The sequence below is a fragment of the Micromonospora pattaloongensis genome (genome assembly GCF_900107255.1).
Taxonomy (GTDB): domain Bacteria; phylum Actinomycetota; class Actinomycetes; order Mycobacteriales; family Micromonosporaceae; genus Micromonospora_I; species Micromonospora_I pattaloongensis.
This window is the reverse complement of record NZ_FNPH01000001.1, coordinates 1,041,287-1,058,337: the sequence shown is the minus strand read 5'-3', so window position 1 is coordinate 1,058,337 and position 17,051 is coordinate 1,041,287. Positions and strand designations below refer to the sequence as shown.

General features: G+C 71.4%; 15 protein-coding genes, 2 tRNA genes and 1 pseudogene. 6 read left to right on the top strand and 12 right to left on the bottom strand.

The features are described from left to right. Positions 1-18: 18 nt before the first annotated feature. The 3 genes from BLW47_RS05130 to BLW47_RS05120 all read right to left on the bottom strand — a co-directional run bounded on the left by BLW47_RS05130 (position 19) and on the right by BLW47_RS05120 (position 2,492). Positions 19-621, bottom strand: coding sequence for a TetR/AcrR family transcriptional regulator (locus tag BLW47_RS05130; protein WP_091551916.1), 603 nt, complete (start codon positions 619-621; stop codon positions 19-21). A gap of 148 nt (positions 622-769) precedes the next feature. After that, entirely contained in the window at positions 770-1,678 is a 909-nt protein-coding gene (locus BLW47_RS05125; RefSeq protein ID WP_091551915.1) for a sulfurtransferase, read from the bottom strand. A 46-nt stretch (positions 1,679-1,724) separates the two neighbouring features. After that, the gene (locus BLW47_RS05120; RefSeq protein WP_091551913.1) at positions 1,725-2,492 is read right to left on the bottom strand and encodes an SGNH/GDSL hydrolase family protein; all 768 of its coding nucleotides are present in this window, start codon (positions 2,490-2,492) and stop codon (positions 1,725-1,727) included. 144 nt (positions 2,493-2,636) lie between these two features. Here BLW47_RS05120 and BLW47_RS05115 point away from each other — a divergent pair, with 144 nt between their 5' ends. The 4 genes from BLW47_RS05115 to BLW47_RS05100 are packed head-to-tail and all read left to right on the top strand — an operon-like array spanning position 2,637 to position 6,084. Further along, on the top strand, positions 2,637-4,379 hold the full coding sequence (locus BLW47_RS05115; protein WP_091552601.1) for a proline--tRNA ligase: 1,743 nt from the start codon (positions 2,637-2,639) through the stop codon (positions 4,377-4,379). A gap of 54 nt (positions 4,380-4,433) precedes the next feature. Further along, positions 4,434-4,859 (top strand): CBS domain-containing protein, encoded by a 426-nt coding sequence (locus tag BLW47_RS05110; protein ID WP_091551911.1) that lies wholly within the window; start codon positions 4,434-4,436, stop codon positions 4,857-4,859. Between the two features lie 56 nt (positions 4,860-4,915). Further along, entirely contained in the window at positions 4,916-5,356 is a 441-nt protein-coding gene (locus BLW47_RS05105; protein ID WP_091551910.1) for a SufE family protein, read from the top strand. A gap of 20 nt (positions 5,357-5,376) precedes the next feature. Further along, on the top strand, positions 5,377-6,084 hold the full coding sequence (locus tag BLW47_RS05100) for a DsbA family oxidoreductase (RefSeq protein WP_091551908.1): 708 nt from the start codon (positions 5,377-5,379) through the stop codon (positions 6,082-6,084). A 100-nt stretch (positions 6,085-6,184) separates the two neighbouring features. On the opposite strand, the gene BLW47_RS05095 is transcribed toward BLW47_RS05100, so the two are convergent. The 8 genes from BLW47_RS05095 to gyrB all read right to left on the bottom strand — a co-directional run bounded on the left by BLW47_RS05095 (position 6,185) and on the right by gyrB (position 13,828). Further along, on the bottom strand, positions 6,185-6,727 hold the full coding sequence (locus BLW47_RS05095) for a YbaK/EbsC family protein (protein WP_091552599.1): 543 nt from the start codon (positions 6,725-6,727) through the stop codon (positions 6,185-6,187). 56 nt (positions 6,728-6,783) lie between these two features. After that, positions 6,784-7,554 (bottom strand): ABC transporter ATP-binding protein, encoded by a 771-nt coding sequence (locus BLW47_RS05090; protein ID WP_091552597.1) that lies wholly within the window; start codon positions 7,552-7,554, stop codon positions 6,784-6,786. A gap of 308 nt (positions 7,555-7,862) precedes the next feature. Then, a tRNA-Ala gene (locus BLW47_RS05085) sits at positions 7,863-7,938 on the bottom strand. Positions 7,939-7,985: 47 nt separating this feature from the next. Further along, positions 7,986-8,114 (bottom strand): DLW-39 family protein, encoded by a 129-nt coding sequence (locus BLW47_RS25335; RefSeq protein ID WP_217634772.1) that lies wholly within the window; start codon positions 8,112-8,114, stop codon positions 7,986-7,988. 46 nt (positions 8,115-8,160) lie between these two features. Then, a tRNA-Ile gene (locus BLW47_RS05080) sits at positions 8,161-8,234 on the bottom strand. A 151-nt stretch (positions 8,235-8,385) separates the two neighbouring features. Continuing rightward, a complete protein-coding gene (locus BLW47_RS05075; RefSeq protein WP_091551906.1) occupies positions 8,386-9,234 on the bottom strand; it encodes a DUF3566 domain-containing protein in 849 nt (282 codons plus the stop codon). Between the two features lie 3 nt (positions 9,235-9,237). Then, the gene (gyrA, locus tag BLW47_RS05070) at positions 9,238-11,751 is read right to left on the bottom strand and encodes a DNA gyrase subunit A (RefSeq protein WP_091551904.1); all 2,514 of its coding nucleotides are present in this window, start codon (positions 11,749-11,751) and stop codon (positions 9,238-9,240) included. 127 nt (positions 11,752-11,878) lie between these two features. Further along, a complete protein-coding gene (gene gyrB / locus BLW47_RS05065; RefSeq protein ID WP_091551901.1) occupies positions 11,879-13,828 on the bottom strand; it encodes a DNA topoisomerase (ATP-hydrolyzing) subunit B in 1,950 nt (649 codons plus the stop codon). Positions 13,829-14,400: 572 nt separating this feature from the next. Between gyrB and BLW47_RS05060 the strand changes: the two genes are divergently transcribed. Then, on the top strand, positions 14,401-14,955 hold the full coding sequence (locus BLW47_RS05060) for a hypothetical protein (protein ID WP_091551899.1): 555 nt from the start codon (positions 14,401-14,403) through the stop codon (positions 14,953-14,955). A 176-nt stretch (positions 14,956-15,131) separates the two neighbouring features. Continuing rightward, positions 15,132-16,352: pseudogene (locus tag BLW47_RS05055) on the top strand (MFS transporter); the annotation flags it as partial. 127 nt (positions 16,353-16,479) lie between these two features. On the opposite strand, the gene BLW47_RS05050 reads toward BLW47_RS05055, so the two are convergent. Continuing rightward, positions 16,480-17,040 carry a DciA family protein gene (locus BLW47_RS05050; protein WP_091552594.1) on the bottom strand — a complete coding sequence of 187 codons (561 nt, stop codon included), beginning with the start codon at positions 17,038-17,040 and terminating at the stop codon, positions 16,480-16,482. Positions 17,041-17,051 lie beyond the last annotated feature (11 nt).

Genomic DNA, 17,051 nt, shown 5'->3' with positions numbered 1-17,051 from the left:
GTGCGTGACCAGGCGCGGCTAGCCGAGCAGGGCGGCGAGGGTGGCCGCGCGCAGCAGCGTCGCACGCCGATCCCGGTCGACCTCGCCACCGAGGAACGGGGTGGAGTTCATCAGGCCGAAGGCGGCGTGCGCCAGCACGCGGGCCTCCGCCGGGGCGAGCTCACCGCGCAGCGCGGTGAGGACCGTCACCCACTCCTCGACGTAGAGTCGCTGCAACCGCCGGATCTGGCGACGCGGTTCCTCGGGCAACCGGTCCAGCTCGTGCAGGTGGAGCGCGATGACCGCCGGGTTCGCCAGAGCGAACTCGACGTGGAAGTCGATCAGTGACTCCAGCGCCGCACGCCCGTCCCCGGGGTGCCGTGCCACGCGGGCGCGGCCGCCCCCCAGCAGGCCCTCGCTGACCGGGATCAGCGCCGCGACCAGCATCGCCTCCTTGCCGGCGAAGTGGTGGTAGAGCGCGGGACCGGTCACCCCGGCGGCGGCGCCGACGTCGTCCATCGATACGCCGTGATAGCCGCGTGATGCGAACAGACCCACCGCGATCTCGAGGATCTCGTCCCGACGCGACCGCTTCCGAGGGGCGGTCGCCGACGCCCCGTTTATCTGCTGCTCCACCGTCACCCGGCCAGCCTAACCTCGTGTCAAGCCCGTCCTGAACGAGCGTTCACCTACCGCGGCACGCCGGCGGCTGGGAACCGAGCGACCGCCGGGTGGTCACCGATGACCCCGCGTACGTCCGACCGACACGGTACCGGCGTCCACAATCACGTCAGCCCTGCGGGGTGATCCCGCCCGGCTCTTCGCCGCGGGCGATCGGCGCCCGCACCAGGTTGCCCCACTCGGTCCACGAGCCGTCGTAGTTGCGCACCTGCGGGTAACCGAGCAGGTGCCGGAGGACGAACCAGGTGTGGCTGGAGCGCTCGCCGATCCGGCAGTAGGCGATGATGTCGTCGTCGCGCGACAGGCCCAGCTGGTCGGCGTAGATCGCGCGCAGCTCCTCCACCGGCTTGAACGAGCCGTCCTCGTTCGCCGCCGACTTCCAGGGCTTGTTCACCGCGCCGGGGATGTGCCCGCCGCGCATCGCACCCTCCTGCGGATAGTCCGGCATGGAGAGCAGCTCGCCGCTGTACTCCCCCGGCGACCGCACGTCGACCATCGGCCGACCCGCCGACATGTGCGCCATCACCTGGTCGCGGAACGCGCGGATGTTGGCGTCGTTGCGGACCGGGACCGGGTAGTCGGCACGGGGACGCTGCACCCGCTCCCGGGTCAGCTCCCGGCCCTCGGCGATCCACTTCTGCCGGCCGCCGTCGAGCAACCGCACGTCGGCGTGACCGAACAGCTCGAAGACCCAGAGCGCGTACGCGGCCCACCAGTTGAAGTTGTCGCCGTAGAAGACGACCGTGTCGGCACGGCCGATGCCCTTCTCCGCACAGAGCGCGGCAAACCGCTCGGCGTCGAGGTAGTCGCGGCTGAGTTCGTCGTTCAGCTCCGTGTGCCAGTCGACCTTCACGGCCCCGGGAATGTGGCCGGTGTCGTAGAGCAGCACGTCCTCGTCGGACTCCACGACGACGAGGCCGGGCGTGTCGAGGTTGTCCGCCAACCACTGGGTGGTCACCAGGCGCTGCGGCTCGGCGTACCCCTGGAGGTTCGGCGCGGGATCGCTCGGTACAGGCATGTGCTGACCGTATCCCGACCGGCGGCCCGCGGGGCCGGTAGGGGCGTCAGTCCGTCAGCGGCGCGAGCACCGGGCGCTTCGCCGTCACCGTGTCGCCGGACGATCGCCCGGTCAGCCGCCGCTTGATCCAGGGCGCCAGGTGCTCCCCCGCCCACCGCAGGTCCGCGCCGCGCGCCGCGAGCCACGGCGTGGGCGCCGGCTTCGGCGGCACCAGCAGCCATTCCGGGTCGCACTCCACGCCGAGCGCCGTCAGCACCCGCGCCGCGACCCGCCGGTGGCCGTGCTCCGACATGTGCAGCCGGTCCCGGCTCCACAGCAGCGGGTGCAGGAACGCGTCGTCGGCGAAGAGGTCCACCAGGATCGCGCCGTGCCGCTCCGCCGTCTCCCCCACCGCCTTGTTGAGGATCGCGACCCGCGGCGCGACGATTCGCTGCCCGGGCAGCCGCGCCATCACGTCGGCGAACCGGAACAGCAGGACGTCGGCGCCGGTGGCCCGGAGCTCGCCGACGACCGCGTCGAAGCGCTCCATCAGCGCGTACGCGTCGAAGTTGCGGCGCAGCACGTCGTTCCCGCCGGCGGCGAAGCTGATCAGGTCGGGGCGCATCGCCAGCGCCGCCGGCACCTGCTCGGCGACGACGCTCGGGAAGAGTCTGCCCCGGATGGCGAGGTTCGCGTACCCGAAGTCGGGTCCGGCCTGCGCGGCCAGCGCCGTCGCGACCAGGTCCGCCCAGCCCCGGTAGGTGCCGTCCGGGTAGGCGTCGTCCATGCCCTCGGTGAAGCTGTCCCCGACCGCCACGAAGCTGCCCCAGCGCACGTCCGCCCCCTGCCGTCCCTGTCTGCGTGTCGGTCAGTCTGGCATCCGTCACCGGTGCGGGTCGCCGGGCGGACCGGTGACGTGGCGCACGCCGCACCGCCGAATCTCATCGACACCGGCTCCGCGGCGTGCCACGCTGCCCGCATGCTGCTGCGGATGTCGACGTTGCTGCTGCGTACGCTCCGGGACGATCCGGCGGAGGCCGAGGTGCCCAGCCACCGCCTGCTGCTGCGGGCCGGCTACATCCGGCGGGCCGCGTCCGGGGGCTACACGTGGCTGCCGATGGGCAAGCTGGTGCTCGACCGGGTGACGCAGGTGGTGCGCGAGGAGATGACCGCGATCGGCGGTCAGGAGGTGCACTTCCCTGCCCTGCTCCCGCGGCAGCCGTACGAGACGAGCGGCCGCTGGGCCGAGTACGGCGACGACATCTTCACCCTCGCCGACCGACGCGGCGCCGAGCACCTGCTCGCGCCGACCCACGAGGAGATGGCGGCGCTGCTGGTCCGCGACCTGTTCACCTCGTACCGGGACTTCCCGGTGACGCTCTTCCAGGTGCAGACGAAGTTCCGGGACGAGGCGCGGCCCCGGGCGGGGCTGCTGCGCGGCCGCGAGTTCCTGATGAAGGACGCGTACTCCTTCGACCTGGACGAGACGGGCCTGCAGGCGGCGTACGACCGGCACCGCGCGGCCTATCGGCGGATCTTCGACCGGCTCGGGCTGGACTACACGGTCGTCGCCGCGATGTCGGGCGCGATGGGCGGCTCGGCCTCGGAGGAGTTCCTGGCGGCGACCCCGGTCGGCGAGGACACGTACGTGGGCTGCACGGGCTGCGACTACGCCGCCAACACCGAGGCGGTCACGACGCCCGCGCCGCCCGCCGGTGACCCCGACGCGCATCCGGCGCCGACCGTGCACGACACCCCGGACACCCCGACGATCGCCACGCTGGTCGCGCTCGCCAACGAGCGGCGGCTCGGCGACCGTGCCGACTGGACGGCGGGCGCCACCCTCAAGAACGTCGTCGTCACGGTCACCCGCCCCGGCGCCGAGGAGCCCGAGCTGCTGGTCATCGGGGTGCCCGGCGATCGCGAGGTGGACCTGAAGCGGGTCAACGCCGCCCTGCACCCGGCCACCGTGGCGATGTTCGACGACTTCGCCGCCCGTCCGGAGCTGGTGCGCGGCTACATCGGCCCGCAGCTGCTGGCCAAGCAGGGGCTGCGCTACCTGGTCGACCCGCGGGTGTCGCCCGGCACCGCGTGGTTGACCGGCGCGAACGAGCCCGGCCGGCACGCGGTGAACGTGGTCTGCGGCCGGGACTTCACGCCGGACGGCGTGATCGAGGCCGCGGACGTCCGCGCCGGCGACCCGTGCCCCCGCTGCGGCGCGGCCCTGAGCATGCGCCGCGGCATCGAGATCGGGCACATCTTCCAACTGGGTCGCCGCTTCACCGACGCGTTCGAGGTGGACGCGCTGGGCCCGGAGGGCAAGCCGGTGCGGCTGTTGATGGGCTGCTACGGCATCGGCGTGTCCCGAGCGGTCGCGGCGATCGCCGAGCAGCACCACGACGAGCGGGGCCTGACCTGGCCTGCGGCGGTGGCGCCGTGCGACGTGCACGTGATCCCCGCCGGCAAGGGCCCGCAGATCGACGCGGCGCTGCGGCTCGCGGGCGAGCTCAGCGCGCGGGGCCGGCGGGTGCTGGTCGACGACCGGCCGCACGTCTCCGCCGGGGTGAAGTTCACCGACGCGGAGCTGATCGGTATCCCGCGGGCCGTCGTGGTCGGCCGCCGCCTGACCGACGGGTACGTGGAGCTGCGCGACCGGCGGACCGGGGAGCGGACCGAGGTTGGCGTTGGGGACATCGTGACGCATGTGCTCGACGGGGTGTAGCGCGGACGTCAGCGGGTACGGATCAGGTATCGACGTTGGACGCCGGAGGCTCTCATGACCAATCACAGGGTCGCGGACCTGATGACCAAGCAGGTGATCTACCTGCCCGCGGAGACCACCCTTGAGGAGGCCGCGCGCGCGATGCGCGACGCCGACATCGGCGACGTGGTGGTGACCGACGGCCCGAACCTGGCCGGCATGCTGACCGACCGAGACATCGTGGTGCGGGCGATCGCCGAGCGGCGGGACCCGGCCGCGACGACGATCGGTGAGGTCGCCACGCGGGAGATCGTGCTGATCGAGCAGAACGCCAGCCCGGCCGAGGCCGCGCACGTGATGCGCAGCCGCGCGGTGCGCCGGTTGCTGGTCTGCGACGCGGACCGGCAACTGGTCGGCATCGTTTCCCTCGGGGATCTGGCGATGCTGATGGACCCGGAGTCCGCGCTGAGCGACATCAGCGAGGCGACGGCCAACCGGTGAGGCGTCGGCGACGCCGGGCGGGCCGGGTGCCCGCCCGGCGACGGTAGGCTGACGCCATGCCACCCAGGTTGGCCGAGATTGTCGACGAGTTTGCCTCCGCACCCCGTGACGTGGTGCTGGAGATGCTGCTCGAGTACTCCGACGCGGTCCCACCGCTGCCGCCGGGGATGACGGCCGAGGGCATGGAGCAGGTCGTGGAGTGCCAGACGCCGTTCTTCCTGCACGCCGAGGTGGGGCCGGGCGCGGCCGGCGGCAACATCGCCGACGAGCAGGTCACGGTGTGGTTCGACTGCCCGCCGGAGGCACCGACCACCCGGGCGTTCGCCGGCATCCTCGCCGAGGGGTTGTCGGGGGCGACCGTCCGGGACGTGCTCGCCGTACCTGACGACCTCTACCAGCGGATGGGGCTCGCCCAGGCGATCAGCCCGCTGCGGGTGCGCGGCGGCACGGCGATCCTGGCCCGGCTCAAGCGGCAGGTCCGGGAACAGATCGCCTGACCACGGACGTTGCGCCCGGCGTGGAAATTGACATCTACTCCGACGTGGTCTGCCCGTGGTGCTACATCGGCAAGCGCCGGCTGGAGCAGGCCCTGGAGTCGTACGACGGCGACGTGACGATCCGGTTCCGCCCCTTCCAACTCGACCCGACCCCGGTCGACGAGCCGCGGCCGCTGGTCGACGCGCTCGCCGCCAAGTTCGGTGGCCCGGAGCGCGCTCGGCAGATCTTCGAGCACACCACCGCGACCGCGGCGCAGTCCGGCCTGACGCTGCACTTCGACCGCGCGGTCAACGCGAACACCTTCGACGCGCACCGGCTGGTCTGGTTCGCGGACACCCGCGGACGGGCCGCGGAGATGATCGACGCGCTCTACCAGGCCCACTTCACCGAGGGCGTCGACGTCGGCTCGCGCGCCGCGCTGGCCGCGCTCGCCGGGCGGGCCGGCCTGGACGAGTCCGAGGCGCGGGAGTTCCTGGACTCCTCCGCCGGCGAGGCCGAGGTGCGCGCGGAGATCGACGGTGCCCGGCAGCTCGGCGTCACCAGCGTCCCGACCTTCGTCTTCGCCGGCAAGTACGCCGTCACCGGGGCGCAGGAGCCCGAGACGCTGCGCGCCGTGCTCGACGAGGTGACCCGGCGTGAGGCGGCGGACAAGGCGATCCGGCCGCTCGGCCAGCCGGGCGGCACGCCGGCCGCCGGCGAGTGCACGGACGATGCCTGCGCCGTCTGAGCGCGATGCCTCCCGCGCCGTCTGAGCGCGATGTTTCACGTGCAACGGTATTGATCACCGTCGCGGCGCCGGACCGCTCGTCCGGTCCGGCGCCGCGCCGTCACTTCGCCAGGCCCTCGATGACCTCGGCGTTGGGCAGTACGCCGAGTGCGGGACCCGGAATCACGATCTTGCTGTGCCGCACCCCCGAGCCGACAATCACGTGCGGCACGGCGATCACCCGCGAGTCGACCAGGATCGGCCACTCCGGCGGCAGCCCGATCGGGGTGATGCCGCCGTACTCCATGCCGGTCATGCCGACCGCCTCCGCCATCGGCGCGAAGCTCGCCTTCCGCACGTTCAGGTGCCGGCGCACCACCCCGTTGACGTCGGCACGGGTGGTGGCGAGCACGATGCAGGCCGCGTACCGGGTCTCCCCCTCGCGCTTGCCCGCGATCACCACGCAGTTCGCCGACACGTCCAGCCCCACGTCGTACGCCGCGCAGAACGCGGCCGTGTCCGCCAACTCGGCGTCGATCGGCGCCACCAGGACGTTCTCGACGTCGACCGGCGCGTCCGCCGGCCACAGCTCCAGCGCGCCCGCCACCGGGTCGGCCAGCAGGTCCGGACGGCTGCGCGCCGGCTCCGTCTTCAGATTCCCCATCACGTCCACGATCTTCGCACCGGTCGGCCGGTCGCGCCGCCGGGCCCGCTCCCCGGCTACCGCCGCGGGGCCGGCGGGGTCGGGGTGACCGGCACCCGGCGGTACGCGTCCAGCGCCTCCCGCACCGTGCCGTCGACGCGCAACGTCCCCGCCTCGAAGTAGAGCCCGCGCGAGCAGAACCGGGTCAGGTCCGCCTCGTTGTGCGAGACCAGCACCAGCGTGCGCCCCTCCGCCAGCAGCCGCTCCATCGTGGCGTAGCACTTCGCCCGGAACTCCTCGTCGCCGACCGCCATCACCTCGTCGACGAGAAGGATCGGGTGCGGGAGCTGGGCGATCACGGCGAACCCCAGCCGCACCTTCATCCCGGACGAGTAGTGCCGGACAGGGGTGTCGATCGCCTGCCGCACCTGCTCCCCCGCGAACGCCACGATCTCCTCGAACCGCGACCGCAGAAACGGCAGGCCGAGTCCGTGCAACGAGCCCACCAGGTAGAGGTTCTCGCGCCCGGTCAGGTCGTTGGAGAAGCCGGCGGAGAGCTCGAGCAGCGGCGCCACCCGCCCACGCACGTCGATGACGCCCTCGTCGGGGATCAGCGCGCCCGCGATCAGCCGCAGCAGTGTGCTCTTGCCGGTTCCGTTCCGCCCGATCACCCCGACCGCCTCGCCCGGCGCGACCGCGAACGACACGTGCCGCAGCGGCCAGAACCCCTGCCGTTGCGGCTGCCGGCGCCCACCGTGGATGAACAGCTCACGCAGCTTGGCCCGGCGCAGCTGGTGGCGGGTGAACCGGATGCCGAGATCGCGCGCCTCGATGATCGGCTCGGCCATCATCGCCCCCAGGCGGAGCACCGGCTCGACACGACGAAGCCCCCCAGGGACGTGGTGAACGAAGGTGAGGGGTACGGCGCGTACACGTGACGGCCCGACCGTATCAGCGGTGGCGCGCTGATGTGCGCGTTCGGCCAGCTCATCCTGCGACGGCCCGGGACGTGCGCCCCGCGTCGCGCCGGGTGGCCCGCGGCCCACCCGGCGAACCGGTCGTCCGTGCAGGGGTTTGGGTGCGTCTATTGCTGCTAGAGCGACAACAGATGCACCCAGAGCGCCATCGGGCGAGTTGCTGGATCAGCTTTTCGGGGTGGTGGAGCCGAGGGGACTCGAACCCCTAACCCCTGCCTTGCAAAGGCAGTGCTCTGCCAGTTGAGCTACGGCCCCGGATGCGGGCGGAGCCGCTGGGGGGAATGACAGTCCGGGCGGTCGGACTATCGGAGGTCGGGCGCCGTGGTGGCCTCGTGCCAGAGGGCCCGCTCGTCGTTGGAGGCCTTGACCTTCTTGGCGACGAGGGCGACAGCGCCGATCACACCGGCGACGACCAGGAGCTTCTTCATCATAGAGCGGATCCCCTCACGCTCGAATGCTGCCGGACCGGGGTGTGAGTGGGGCTAGCTGGAATCGAACCAGCGACCTCAGAGTTATCAGCTCTGCGCTCTAACCGACTGAGCTATAGCCCCCCGTGCGACCGAGCAAGGTTACCTCACCGCCGGAGCTTCTCCCAACTCGGGGGTCGTCCGGCGGCGGGGGCGCCTACCGTGTCGGACGCTACCCCAAAACGGAACACCGGGGCGACCGCTTTCGCAGCGCCCCGGTGTTCCGCGTACGGGCTCAGTCGCGCTCGGCGAGGGTGAGCTCGATGCCGCCGACCAGGTCGGCGCAGACGTTGTAGATGAACGCTCCGAGCGTGGCGAGCGCCGTGAAGAGCACGACGTTGACCAGGCCGACCAGCGCGGCGGTCCCGATCACGCCCTTAGCCGTGATCTTGAAGCCGCCGCCGGACGAGCCACCGGCGCTGATCAGGTCGGTCAGGCTGCCGTTGACGCTCTTGAAGACCCCCATGGCGTCGAGCGCCAGGTAGAGCACCGAGGTCGCCACGATCACGACGATGAAGAGCACGAGCGAGACCGCGAACGAGAACTTCATCACGGACCACGGGTCGATCCGCTTGACGTTCAGCCGGGCCCGGCGCGGACCGCGGGCGGCCGCCGAGCTGACGGTGCTGCGCGCCGCGCGGACGGCCTCGGTGACCCGCGCCGCCCCGACCGCCTGGCCGACGGTGCGCACCGCGCTGGCGCCGGCGGCCGCGCGACCCGGGCCGGTTGCCACCGGCCGCGGTCCGTCCGGTGAAGCGCTGCCGCCGTCCGAGCCCGCCTTCGTGCCGCCCTGGGCGCTGCCCGGCAGGTCGGTGACGACGGGTGCGGCGACCGCGACCGGGGACTTCGTCCCGGTCTGCTTCTTCGCGCCCGCGGCCTTGCTCTCCCCTTCCGCGGGCGGCTGGTCGGGCGGTGGGGTCATGCCCGGCGCCCGGGTGAACTTTGGGGACGGCGCGTCGGCGGGGACGGCCGCACGGCCGACGGCCGCGCGGCCGGTTGCTGCTGTGCCAGCATCAGCGGCCTCCTCGTCGACGGGGGTGGTCGAGGTCCCGGAAGCCCCCGACTGCGCCTGTGTCTCCGTCATCAACTAGTCCTGTTCGTCAGGCTCGTCGGCATTGCGAGCAATCGCCACGATGGTTACGCCGTCTGGGAGGTCCATGAGCTTAACCCCCATTGTGTTCCGATCCCGCGTGCGCCGTACAGGCTTCACCGGAGTCCGAATGACACCACCGTTGCTGGTGATGGCGAACAGCTCGTCATCCGGGCTGATCACGACCGCTCCGACCAACCCGCCGCGGCGCTCGGTGATCTTCGCAGTCAGCACGCCCTTGCCGCCCCGGCCCTGCACCGGGTACTCCTCGATGGGCGTCCGCTTTGCGTACCCCCCGTTTGTCGCCACCAAAACATCCATGCCCGCGCGAACGACCTCCATCGCGAGCAGCTCGTCGTCGTCGGTGAACCGCATCCCGATGACGCCCGAGGTGGCGCGGCCCATCGGCCGCAGCGCCTCGTCGGTCGCGTTGAACCGGATGGCCTGCGCCTTCTTCGACACGAGCAGCAGGTCGTCCTCGGCCGCCGCCAGGGCGGCGCCGACGAGCTCGTCCTCCTCGCGCAGGTTGATCGCGATGATCCCCCCGGAGCGGTTGGAGTCGAACTCCTCCAGCCGCGTCTTCTTCACCAGACCGTTCCGCGTGGCGAGCACGAGGTAGGGCGCGACCTGGTAGTGCGGGATCTCGATGATCTGGGCGATGTGCTCGTCGGGCTGGAACGCGAGCAGGTTGGCCACGTGCTGGCCCTTCGCCACCCGGCTGGCCTCGGGGAGCTCGTACGCCTTCGCCCGGTAGACCCTCCCCTTGTTCGTGAAGAACAGGATCCAGTCGTGAGTCGAGCAGACGAAGAAGTGGCTGACGATGTCGTCCTGCCGCAGGGTCGCACCGCTGACGCCCTTGCCGCCGCGCTTCTGCGACCGGTAGAGGTCGGTCTTGGTGCGCTTGGCGTAGCCGGTGCGGGTGATCGTGACGACCACGTCCTCCCGCGCGATGAGGTCCTCCATCGAGACCTCGCCGTCGAACGGGATGATCTGGGTACGCCGCTCGTCGCCCCACTTCGCGACGATCTCGCCGAGCTCCTCGGAGATGATCCTCCGCTGCCGCTCCGGCTTCGCCAGGATGTCCTTGAGGTCCGCGATCTCCAGCTCGATCTTGGCGAGCTCGTCGATGATCTTCTGGCGCTCCAGGGCGGCGAGCCGACGGAGCTGCATGTCGAGGATCGCCGTCGCCTGCACATCGTCGATGTCGAGCAACTGGATCAGGCCCTGACGCGCCTCGTCGACGGTGGGCGAGCGCCGGATCAGCGCGATCACCTCGTCCAGCGCGTCGAGCGCCTTGACCAGACCGCGCAGGATGTGCGCCCGCTCCTCGGCCTTGCGCAGCCGGAACGCCGTACGCCGCCGGATCACGTCGATCTGGTGATCGACGTAGTAGCGGATGAACTGCGCGAGATTGAGCGTGCGCGGCACGCCGTCGACCAGCGCCAGCATGTTGGCGCCGAAGGTCTCCTGTAGCTGCGTGTGCTTGTAGAGGTTGTTGAGGACGACCTTCGCGACAGCGTCGCGCTTGAGGACCAGAACGATCCGCATGCCGGTGCGGCCGGAGGATTCGTCGCGGATGTCGGCGATGCCGGCGAGCTTGCCCTCCTTGATCAGCTCGGCGATCCGCTCGGCCAGGTTGTCCGGGTTGACCTGGTAGGGCAGCTCGGTGACGACCAGGCAGGCCCGCCCCCGCTTGTCCTCCTCGACCTCGACGACCGCGCGCATCCGGATCGAACCGCGCCCGGTCCGGTAGGCGTCCTGGATCGCGGTGGTGCCGACGATCAGACCCGAGGTCGGGAAGTCGGGGCCCTTGACGATCCCGATCAGCGCGTCGAGGGTGGTGGCCTCGTCCTCCTCCGGGTGCTCCAGGCACCACTGGACGGCCGCGGCGACCTCGCGCAGGTTGTGCGGGGGGATCTTGGTCGCCATGCCGACCGCGATGCCCTCGGAGCCGTTGATGAGCAGGTTCGGGATCCGCGACGGCAGGATGGTGGGCTCCTTGGCCCGGCCGTCGTAGTTGTCCTGGAAGTCGACGGTGTCCTCGTCGATGTCCCGCAGCATCTCCATCGCGAGCGGGTCGAGCTTGCACTCGGTGTACCGCATCGCGGCCGCGGGGTCGTTGCCCGGCGAGCCGAAGTTGCCGTTGCCGTCGACCAGCGGGTAGCGCAACGACCAGGTCTGCGCCATCCGGACCAGCGCGTCGTAGATCGCGGAGTCGCCGTGCGGGTGGAACTGACCCATGACGTCACCGACGACACGGGAGCACTTGACGTAGCCGCGGTCCGGGCGGTAGCCGGAGTCGAACATGGCGTAGAGGATCTTGCGGTGTACGGGCTTGAGCCCGTCCCGCACGTCCGGCAGCGCGCGTCCGACGATGACGCTCATCGCGTAGTCGAGGTAGGAGCGCTGCATCTCCACCTCGAGGCCGACCGGCTCGATGCGGTCGTGCTGCACGACCGCGGCGGCCGTGACGTCCGGCTCGCCCTCGAAGGACCCGGGAGTTTCCGTCACTGTTTACCCTTATCAGACTCAAAGCCGTTTTTCCGCTGTGGATAACGGCTGTGGAAACCGGCGAAGCTGTGGATAACTGTGTGGAGCCGTGCGGCCGCCCAGGTCGGCGGCCGCACGGCTCCATCGGCTAGATATCCAGGAACCGCACGTCCTTGGCGTTGCGCTGGATGAACGATCGGCGTGCCTCGACGTCTTCGCCCATCAAGACGCTGAACAACTCGTCCGCGGTTGCCGCGTCGTCGAGAGTGACCCGGCGGAGCGTCCGGGTCGCCGGGTTCATCGTGGTCTCCCACAGCTCCGGGTAGTTCATCTCGCCGAGACCCTTGAAGCGCTGGATGTCGTCCGGCTTGGCGTTCGCCTTCTTCTGCTGGCGCAGCGCGATCAGGCCGTCGCGCTCCCGGTCGGAGTACGCGTACTGCGCGTCGTCGCCCTTCTTGTTCCACTTGATCTTGTAGAGCGGCGGCGCCGCCAGGTAGACGTGCCCGAGCTCCACCAGCGGCCGCATGAACCGGAACAGCAGGGTGAGCAGCAGCGTCTGGATGTGCTGGCCGTCGACGTCCGCGTCGGCCATCAGCACGATCTTGTGGTAGCGCAGCTTCTCGATGTCGAAGTCGTCGTGGATGCCGGTGCCGAGCGCGGTGATCAGCGCCTGGACCTCGTTGTTCTTGAGGACCCGGTCGATCCGCGCCTTCTCGACGTTGAGGATCTTGCCGCGGATCGGCAGGATCGCCTGGGTCCGCGGGTCACGCCCCTGCTTCGCCGAGCCACCGGCCGAGTCGCCCTCGACGATGAAGACCTCCGACTCACGTGGGTCGGTGGACTGGCAGTCCGCCAGCTTGCCCGGCATGGAACCGGACTCCAGCAGCGACTTGCGCCGCGCCAGCTTGCGGGCCTGCGCGGCGGCGATCCGGGCCCGGGCCGCCTGCGACGCCTTCGTGATGATCGTCTTGGCCTCGGCCGGATTCCGGTCGAGCCAGTCGACCAGCCACTCATTGCAGATCCGCAGCACGAAGCTCTTCACCGGGGTGTTGCCGAGCTTGGTCTTGGTCTGGCCCTCGAACTGCGGGTTCGCCAGCTTGACCGAGATGATCGCCGCAAGCCCCTCCCGGATGTCCTCGCCGGAGAGCTTCTCGTCGCCCTTGAGCAGCTTCTTGTCCGCGCCGTACTTGTTGATCACGCTGGTCAGCGCAGCCCGGAAGCCCTCCTCGTGCGTGCCGCCCTCGTGCGTGTTGATCGTGTTCGCGAAGGTGTAGACCGACTCGCCGTAGGACTCGTTCCACTGCATCGCGATCTCGACCGACATCCCCTCCTCCGGGTCCTCGGCGCCGAACTCCACCACGCTCTTGTGGATCGGGTTCTTCGACGCGTTGAGGTGCCGGACGAAGTCCGCGATGCCACCCGCGTAGCAGAAGGTGACCTGGCGGGGCTCGCCGTCCTCCTCCCGGGCGCGCTCGTCACGCAGCCGGATGGTCAGCCCGCGGTTGAGGAAGGCCATCTCCTGCAGCCGCCGGTAGATCGTCTCGAACGAGAACTCGACGGTCTCGAAGATGTCGGGGTCCGGCCAGAACGCGACGGCGGAGCCGGTGCGGTCGGTCGGCTCCCCCTTGTCCAGCGGCGACGGCTTCGAGTTCTGGTACTGCTGCCGCCAGACGAAGCCGGTCTTGTGGATCTCGACGGCCATCCGCGTCGACAGCGCGTTGACCACGGAGACGCCGACGCCGTGCAGACCGCCGGAGACGGCGTACGCCTTGCCGTCGAACTTGCCGCCCGCGTGCAGCACGGTCAGCGCGACCTCGACACCCGGCTTCTTCAGCTTCGGGTGCAGGTCGACCGGGAAACCACGCCCGTTGTCGGTGACCCGCACGCCGCCGTCGGCGAGCAGCTCGACGTCGATCGTGTCGCAGTGGCCGGCGAGCGCCTCGTCCACCGCGTTGTCGACGACCTCCCAGACCAGGTGGTGCAGACCCCGCTCGCCCGTCGACCCGATGTACATACCGGGACGCTTGCGGACCGCCTCGAGCCCTTCGAGCACCGTGAGCGACTCGGCGGTGTACTCCTGCTTGTTCTGCTCTGCCACCCTGGCCACTTTCTCGCACCACCCTGGCCGGAGCGCAGAGGGCGCGGGTTCGGCGGGCGGACCACGACGGCAGGCACGTGGGCCGGCGCCACGATCGGCGATCCGCGTATCGTTGGATCGCCGATGGGCGGCGGACGCGTCGGTCGCCGCGGGTCGCCCGCGGATCACGATCGGCTGGGACGCCGCCGGAATGGCGACCCCCGGGCGCCGCCGTAGCGGGCCCCGCGTCGCCGCGCCGAGCGGCATTCCTCGTCTCGACATCAATCCTACTGCGCGAACCGGAGAGAACCGGGATGCGGCACCCCGCCGGGGCGTCTCAGAGGTTCGTAGCGGGCCGAACCCCGCCGGCCGCGACTCCCCCCACACGCACGGGGTCGGATCGTCGGCGTGCGGTGGGAACCACGACCCGTCCGCGGCGCCGGCCGGCACGGACCGGACAGCCCGGCCGGGGGTCGCGCAAACGCCTCGGCATGCCGTAACTTTTCCCCGCCGTTCTCGCACCGGCACCCCGGTAACCCAGCGCACGCCCCGCCGTCCGCGGCGGGTGTCGCGGTCAGGAAAGGTGACGCCCGATGGGGCTGGACAACGTCGCCGTGCAGTGGCCGCGAACCGGCCAGTTCTACGAGCCGGTGGCGCCGGCGGAGTTCGTCGACTTCGGTGACCTGGCCTACGGGCCGGCGACCGCCGCGCCGACCGCCGCGCTCGCCGAGCACATCGCCAAGACCGGCACGGTCCGGGCCACCGCGTACACCGAGCTGGTCGACCTGCTCCTCGGGCTGCAGGGTGTGCTGTACGCCACAGACGCCGCCGCCGAGGACGAGGACCCGGTGATCGACCCCGACGGGTGCGCCTGGATCGCGGGCGGGCTGGAGCGCTTCGTCGAGGGACACGGCGAGCACGGCGAGGTGGTCACGTTCGACAGCACCGGCGCGGTGCTGCGGGGCGCGCTGGCCGACGGGCGCCTCGCGGAGCAGCAGCTGCGCTGGCTGCAGAGCCGGCTCGACGGGATGCGCGACGAGTCCGGGAACGCCCCGCAGTGGAGCTTCCCGCGGTCGGAGCTGGCGGTGCTCGCCCGCTTCTACCGCCGCTGCGCGGATCGCGGCTTCGCGGTCTACGCCGACTCCTGACCGGTGTACGACCGGCGTGTCGTGGCCGTCCCTCCGGCGGGTCGCGCCACCCGATCGGCTCCGCTGTCTCCGCCTCCCGTTCCGGTCCTCATCCATGCCCGGTGAACTGCCTCACCACATGCGAACAAAACGGCTCAACTGAAGCCAGACTTGCCGATCGTCGCCGAGCTCCGGCGATGCATCGAGGACGTCGTGGCGGCCCCGCCAACCGTCCGGAGGGAGGTCTGGCGGCGGCCATGCGTACGACGTTTGCTGCCCTGCGGCACCGCAACTACCGCATCTGGGCGGGCGCGGGATTCGTGTCGATCATCGGCACCTGGATGCAGGTGCTCGGAGTCAACTGGTACGTACTGCAGGAGACCGGGTCGGCGACCAAGATGGGGCTCGCCGTCCTGCTCCAGGCGATCCCCACCCTGCTGCTCAGCACCTGGGGCGGGGCGCTCGCCGACCGGCTGCCCGCCCGCCCGCTGCTGGTCGCCAGTCAGGTGATCCACGCGGCCCTCGCCGCCGGGCTCGGCGCCGCCGCCTGGTCCGACTCCGCCGGCCTCCCCCTGGTGTACGCCATCTCGCTGTTCAGCGGCGCGGTCTCCGCGATCGAGGGCCCGGTGATGGGCCGTTGGGGCTCGACGCTCGTCGACCGTGACACCCTCGGCAACGCGCTGGCCCTCGGGTCGCTGACCAACTCCGCCGGCCGGATCCTCGGCATGAGCGCCGGCGCCATCCTGGTGGCCGCCGCCGGTCCCGCGCCGCTGTTCGCGGTCAACGCGCTCAGCTTCCTGGCGGTGGTCGTCGCGCTGCTCGCCGTACGCCAGCAGGAGCTGCACGCCCCCACGTCCGCGCCGGTCCCCACCCGCAACGCGGCGGCGATCCGCGCCGGCTTCGCGTACCTGCGCCGGCAGCCGGTGATCCTGATCGCGCTGGCGCTCTCCTTCGTGCTGGGCAGCCTCGGCCGCAACTACCAGGTCACGATGGCGGCGATGAGCGACGGACCGTTGGGCTCGGGCGCCTCCGGCTACGGCACGCTGTCGACGGTCTTCGCCGTCGGCACGGTCGTGGGCGCGCTCTTCGCGGCCCGCCAGCGGGAGCTGACCTACCGCACGCTGATCGGGGTGGGCCTGCTGGCGAGCCTGCTGCAGATCCTCGCCGGGCTCGCCCCCGGCACGTGGAGCTTCGCCGCGCTGATCCTGCCGATCGCGGCCGGCGCGGTGCTGATCGACACCACCGTCGGCACCCGCGCGCAGCTCGACACCGACGGCACGATGCGCGGCCGGGTCCTGGCGGCGCTCGCGGTCACCGGCTCGGTCTCGGCCGCCGTCGGCGCTCCCCTGCTCGGCTGGCTCTCCGACCATGCCGGGCCCCGGCAGACCCTCGTGCTCGCCGGCGCGCTCGCCGCGGCCGCCTCGCTGGCGGCCGGCGCGGCGCTGGCCCGCCAGCGCGGGCTCGCGGTAGAGCCGGTGCAGCTGCGGATCACGCTGCGCGAATCCGTCGGCTGGAACGCCGATCGGCTCCGTTCGCGGGTGCCGCTCAGCCGTACGTGTCCCGGGGGCCACGCCCCCGCACGCGTCGTGGCCCGCGCGACCACGACGGGGCGGCCGGCCCGTGAATGTGCAGTTTGCGCACCACGTTATGGCCGACCTCGGCAGCGATCCGCCGCAGCAGCGACGCCGCCAGCAGCCGAAGCTGCGTCGCCCAGGCCGTAGATTCCGCCTCGACCGTCAGCTCGCCGTTCTCGAGCTTCACGGGTCGGCTGTGCTTCGCGATGTCCGGACCGACCACCCGCTCCCAGGCGCCGAAGACCGTCGCCTCGGCGGCCGGCTGTTGCCAGCCGCGCGCCTTCATCAACCGCGCCAGCACGTCGCCGAAGAGTTGCGGGTCGCGCGGGTCGGGGCCGGGGCCGGAATAACCGCGCAGCCGGCGCCGCGGCTGGCCGCCGTCCGCGCCGGACTCACCGTCGCCGGAGCCGGAGGTACGCCGCCGCGGACGGTTCGCCTCCCGCCGCGCCTTCGCGGCGTCCAGCACCGCCCGCGCCAACTGCGGCCCGGTCGACGGCGGCGGCAGTTCGACGCCCTCGACGTTCGGGCGCACCGGCTTCTCCG